We start from the raw sequence: 5,693 nt of genomic DNA on the forward strand, positions 1-5,693 counted from the left end.
TCAGCAACGTCAAGTTCCAGGACGGGGAGCAGGTAGCCGATCAATCAGACAGGAATGCGGCCTGACCGCCATCCACCAGATTTGACGATAACTCCGCCCGGGAAGCGGGCTGGCTGATGACGTCGGGCGAGTCCCTGGAGGTCGTGGCCGACCACCTGCGCGGGTTGTTGATCGTGGAGCATCCCTGGCAAGGGGAGCAGACGTTACGGGTGGCGTCCCCCGAGGTCATGCGCTGCTTGCTTGAGGCGGAGCCCGCCCCGACGGCCAGCTCGCTCCTGGGCCCCATCGAACGTCTGTGGTTGCCTGAGATGCAGGGAGCAGATCTGAACTGGCACCACCTCGAGACTGATAGTGAGCGGCATCGTGACGAGTCGTTAGGTCGCTTCCAATTGACCGAGGCACATTGCGCGTCGCTATCGCGTATCGCTTGGCGGCGGTTTCGTCTCGAGCTTGCAGAGCATTTACAGGCCTATTTCGCCAAGGGGCCCTGGCTGCCCGCCTTCGACGGCGCCGAACAGGCTGCGGGCGAGGTGATCGAGTGGACGGCGGCACTTGGTTTTCATGGACGGCGCGCGCATTTCTATCTGGCCAACATCCTCGGGGCCCACGGCCGATCGGCGCTGGAGGAAGAGTCCATGCCCGAGTTGGCCAGATGCCTGAAGGTGGCAGACGGGCGTCCGCCCATGGAGCGCCTCAAATCGGCGGTGGCTCTCGCGCAGGACCGGCTGAACAAGGAGACGTCAGCATGAGCATCGACATGGAATCCGCCAACCGTGTGGCTGATAACCAGAGCGATAACGATCCCGGCCAGGAGGCCGGGCAGTGTCCGCTGCAGAAGCCGGACCTCCAGTTGGTGCCGGTACGCTATGCCATGGTGGAGCCCGACCAGGAGGTTTCCTTGCTGGGGGTATCGCCTCCCATCCAGGGAGACTTCCGGCCCAATGGCATCCGGCCCACGAGACAGGGGTGGCTCTACCTGATTCACAGCATCGCCCCCGACGAGTTGCAGACCTTCGAGGTAATGCCGGATGGCAGCGGTGACCCGATCATTCTCGAACGCCGTGGCAGCATCAAGGTGCTCTACAGCCAGGTGGAACTGGAGGAAACGCGGGCGGCTCTCTTGCTGGCGAAGTCGGAGGTACAGGACGAGGTGATGCTGACGGTCAATATCGGTGGCTATTGCCCGGGCAACGGCACTGACCACCTGTTGCCACCCGATCAGTTAGGTGAGGTCCTGGCGGATGATCTGGGTGAGCGAACTGTCTCCCAAGAACGCCTGGATTATGGCCAGTATCAGTGGACGGCGAGCGCGGACTGGCAGACGGCACAGGCGGCCACCATCACGGGAAATATCCAGGCCGAATATCGTGAGGATAGTGCCTGCCTGATCGTCGAGGATGTGGTGGCCCGAGCCAACGACCTAGTCGGTGCCTGGACGCGGATCGTCGGCCAGGAGGCCGAGTGGCTGGATGAGGAACCTGAGAAACACTTCGCCGCCCGGGCCATCGATGGCTTCATGCAGCTCGACCTGCAACCGATGATCGCGCGTGCGGGGCAGGGGGAGATTCCCGGTTGGCTGAGCGAGGCCAGCGAGTCCGACAGGGAGCAGCTCCGGGAGCTGATGGAGTTGCAGAACCGGTACGACGAGAAGCGCTCGGAGGACCTTGCCAGCAGCGGCGGGCACCCCGGCTTTCGGTCCCGGGAACAGCAGGCGCTGGAAGCGGAGGTGAATAGCGTCAGCGCCGATCTCGCCGAGCGCCTGGGCACCGACGCCGAATCGGTCCGAGACTTCGCCCGCGAAACCCATGACGACTATTTTGAGCGCGTCTACGGCAGCCAGGAGGGTGATCGCTGGCTGGCCAAGGAGGGCATTGAGGACGTCATTCGCCTCGATGAAATGCGGGCGTTTCTCGCCAATGCCGATCGTTGGCAGGGAGAGTGGCGGTCACACAAAGAGCAGGTCGGCGAAGACATCAAGACCCTGCTGCCGCGTTGGCACGAGTACGCCAGCCTTCTCGATGGCGAGGACGATACCCAGGCTATCCTGCGCAGCAGCCTCGAGCATCGGCTCTTCTCGACTCTGGAGGCCTGCGGTCAGCAGGACTTCCTGAACCAGCACTATTTCGATGAGGTCACGGTAGCGCATCGCCTGCACGTAACGCCCTTGACCGGCTTCATCAATGCTGCGGCGGCGAACTGGAAGAACGCCCAGGCGAGCCTGATGGCGTTGATGTCGGCAAAGGATACACCTGGCACGCATGCTCAGTGGCGAGAACGCGTCGATCAACAGGATCAATTACGTCTGCAGAACCTCGATGGCCTTGGCGAAGAGGCACGAGCCACCGTCGTAACCGAGTTGACGGCCAAGGAAAGAGTGATGGGGCGCGCCCTGCTGGCGAGTGTGCTGGACGAGACCGAATCGCTGAACTTAGAAGAACGCTTCAGCGCTCTGTTCGACCGCACCTCCAACGGAGTGCGACACCAGCTCTATACTCGGCTCGCCGCCTACCAGTTGGGCTGGGAGATTCCCGAACAGTCCGTTCTTGACCGTCTCAACGGCCTGATACAGCGCGCCGAGCGCCTGGTGGACGAGGTGGAAAGCACGAGTCATATCGAGCGGACGCTGGAGCGCCAGCGCCATCAGCTTCCTAAGCGTGTCTATGACACGCGCATTCGCCAGGCACGCGCTGCCGTTCGACAGCAAAGGCATGCCTTGGCTGGCGTGCTCGATGAGCTGGCTGACGCGACTTATCCCCTCGATGAAGCGGGCAATCAGGCGTTTAAAGTATCCGGGCTCAGTGAGCAGGCATCTCGTGCAGCGTTAAATGAACGTAGCCAGGTCCGGAAGGCGCTGCAGCAGCAAAGTACTAGGGATGCTCTATTTCGCAATGAGCAGGGGGATATTGCCCCGAGCCGTGCCGTGCCGGTGGGAGTCAGCGGCCTGATGTTGGTATTAAACGTCTGGTTGTTTGGCGGGGCCATCCAGCAGTTGAGCACATCCCTGCAGACAAATGAACAAAAGGGGGAGGCGGCGTTGAACGTTCTCTCCGGTGCATTCGGGACAATTGCCGCTACGGCCAGTGTGCTGGAGATCTTCCACGATACTCGCTATCGACGCCTATATGAGGGTCGCTCCTTCCAGAGTGCTGTCCAGCAGGCAGCCGGTAGTCTGGATCATCTGGACGAATGGGCCCGATTGACCAACCGCGCGATGATTGGCGTAGCGGGGTTCTCAGTCTTTGCGGCAGGCTTCGATATCGGTCGTCAAGTCTTAAAGCTGGATCGTGCGAGCACGGATCGCCAGCGTCTGGCGGCCGGTATCGCTCTGGCGGGGGATATTGCCGTGGCAGGGGGAACCCTGCCGATCTTTGCGGCGGGGCTGATCGGGCAGTTCAAGGGCGCCTCTGCCACTGCTCTGCGCCTGTCCTTGTTGCGCCTGGCGGTGCCGCTAAATTGGGTTGCCGCCGTCGGCGTCGTGCTGGTCGTCGTGGGCGAGTTGCTCTACGAGTACTACTCCCTCTCGCCGCTGCAGCAGTGGTGCCAGAACAGCGTCTGGGGAGGTGAGCCGGAGGGCTGGGGCCTTGAGGCACACCATCAGCATCTCGCTGAGGTGCATGGTAAGCCGGTGCTTTGGCGCCGCGGCGAGCAGCCGCCGCGTATGAGCGCCATGCCGGCAGGACCGCAACACCCGGCGAGTTCCTTGAACCTTCGTCTCAACCTACCGGGAGTTGAGGTGCCTAATGCGGATAACCTTCAGGTGGGGTTCTGGGGCGTAACGCGCGGCAGCCAGCAGGAGCTTCACGAGGATCTGATGGCCCATGCAGGTATTGCCCAGGAAGAAGGCAGCTGCCGGCTGGACTATGCCCTGGATCCCGAACGCGTCGGTGACTGGGGCACCCTGATACTGGTGGTGCGTATCACCTCCCAGGGAGCGTCGTCGCCGACGGCAACTTCGGCCTTCCAGGTCTTCAGCCGCCTGGATGCCGTATCGCCCCGGGAGGACTGGAGCCCCGTCGAGCCCTTGGAAGGGCGTGAGGCCAGCGCCTGGCAGTCCATGCCGCTCGTGTCCTGGACGTCTTGAGACAGAAGGGCGTCAGACCGATTGCCACGAATAAAGGAAACACCATGACCACCCAAACCAAGGAACAGGACGCCTCCGCCATGGCGCTGCGCGCCGGCGAGCATCTGACGCGTGGCGCCAATGAGCTCTATGCCCTGAGCCCCAAGCCTGTCCCGCTAGGGCCCACGGCGGGGGCCGGAGCGGATATCGGGCGACTGGTCTATCGTCGCGATGAGGCGACGCTGGATCTGCTGCATAACGTCAGTCGAAACGGCATGCTGGCCTGGGGGGGGGCGGCGGTCTGGATGATGCTTGCCTTTGTAGGGGTATGCTTCTTCGTCGTCTTTATGGTCTTTTATGGAGGCTTTACCTGGGGCGATGCTTTGGGGATATGGGGGGGGGGCGCCTATATGGCGATTCTGCTTTTTACGATAGGTGGGCTATGGCTCCCTGATCTCTGGATTCGCGGCACTACCCCGGTACGCTTCCATCGCCAGCGCCGTGAGGTGGCCTTCGTGGTGGAACACCTTGGGCGGAGGGTCTTCTTGCCGGCTCCCAGCGCTCACCTGATGTACGGCTTCTGGTTTGCGCTGTTTTCGATTAGTGGTTTTTTAACGTTGATCAGTCTCGGTGGACTCGGGGGAGAGATGCATATGTTCGATCGCCAGGGCGTTGTGCTTATGGCGATTACTCATCTGGTCATCTTGCCGGCTCTGGCCATCGGCTATGTGGCGTTGTATCGCGGAATTCGTCGCCTGGCCGGCTGGCGCAAGGAGACCGTCTTCGTGCCCTGGGAGGACATCGTGGCGGTGGCGACGCGTAACATGGCGGTGACCGTCGGGGGACCGGCGGGGATCGGCTGGCAGCTGCATATCCTGCCGCCGGACCCCGAGCGGCCGGGGTATAGCCTGGTGGGTGCCGGGATTTCTGCCAATGTGACGAGCCTGCAGATGGCGATGATGCAGTGGGAGCTGATCCGCCGCTACATGGAGGAGGGCCCTGAAGCGGTGCCCGAGTGCGCTGACGATTACAGCGTGGCCTGGTACAAGGATGAGATGGCGCGTCAGAGAAGGCGCTACGAGCGTGAGGGCAAGCCGTTCTGGCGCTACCGCCTGGGCCGTTGGATGGAACTCGCCTACTTCGCCAGCTGCTACACCGAGTACCGGGTCAATCACGTGCTGCCCAAAGCCATCCCCAAGGGCTGGGTACAGGAGTGGTCCCGGCCGCTTCCCGAATCCGAGTGGGCCAAGCCCTCGCGCAAGTTCACCGAGCTGAACCGCCAGGTCGAGGCCGCCTATGAGCGCGGCGAGACCTTCCTCGACTTGGGCCCGGTGGAGGAGCGCTTCGGACAGTCCGGCGCCGGTGAGACTGCGAAGGCCGCCTATCGCAGCGTGCCCTTTGCCGCCAATGTTGGGTGAAGGGGATGCGGTGTCATCCTGAATTCAAGCAATAAGCGCAGCACCTGCGGTGTTCAGGGCTCCTGAGTATTCCCCCAGGAATACCTGTGCCGGTGTCCGGTAGCCGAGGCGCTTCCGGGAGCGGTCATTCAGCTTTTTGACCGCCTTGCGCAACTCGGCGTCGGTGACCTGTCGGAAGTCCGTTCCCTTGGGGAAGTACTGCCGTACCAGGCCAT

At 62.5% G+C, this 5,693-nt stretch carries 2 protein-coding genes and 2 pseudogenes; 3 read left to right on the forward strand and 1 reads right to left on the reverse strand.

What is annotated here, in order from left to right:
- Nucleotides 1-92: 92 nt before the first annotated feature.
- The 3 genes and pseudogenes from FHR97_RS19975 to FHR97_RS19985 form a co-directional block, all read left to right on the forward strand.
- Nucleotides 93-749, forward strand: a pseudogene (locus FHR97_RS19975) (DUF4123 domain-containing protein); the annotation flags it as partial.
- Nucleotides 746-4,081, forward strand: a complete 3,336-nt coding sequence (locus FHR97_RS19980) for a toxin VasX (protein ID WP_183385554.1) — start codon at nt 746-748, stop codon at nt 4,079-4,081. The pseudogene FHR97_RS19975 and the gene FHR97_RS19980, both read left to right, overlap by 4 nt.
- Nucleotides 4,082-4,125: 44 nt before the next feature.
- On the forward strand, nt 4,126-5,478 hold the full coding sequence (locus FHR97_RS19985; RefSeq protein ID WP_183385555.1) for a hypothetical protein: 1,353 nt from the start codon (nt 4,126-4,128) through the stop codon (nt 5,476-5,478).
- 24 nt (nt 5,479-5,502) lie between these two features.
- Here the strand turns inward: FHR97_RS19985 and FHR97_RS20190 are convergent.
- Nucleotides 5,503-5,693, reverse strand: a pseudogene (locus FHR97_RS20190) (IS30 family transposase); the annotation flags it as partial.

Source organism: Halomonas stenophila (assembly GCF_014192275.1).
GTDB lineage: Bacteria > Pseudomonadota > Gammaproteobacteria > Pseudomonadales > Halomonadaceae > Halomonas > Halomonas stenophila.

Excerpts from the sequence above, each read along its gene's own strand:
- FHR97_RS19980 (WP_183385554.1), top strand. The coding sequence starts at position 746 with ATGAGCATCGACATGGAATCCGCCAACCGTGTGGCTGATAACCAGAGC.
- FHR97_RS19985 (WP_183385555.1), top strand. The coding sequence starts at position 4,126 with ATGACCACCCAAACCAAGGAACAGGACGCCTCCGCCATGGCGCTGCGC.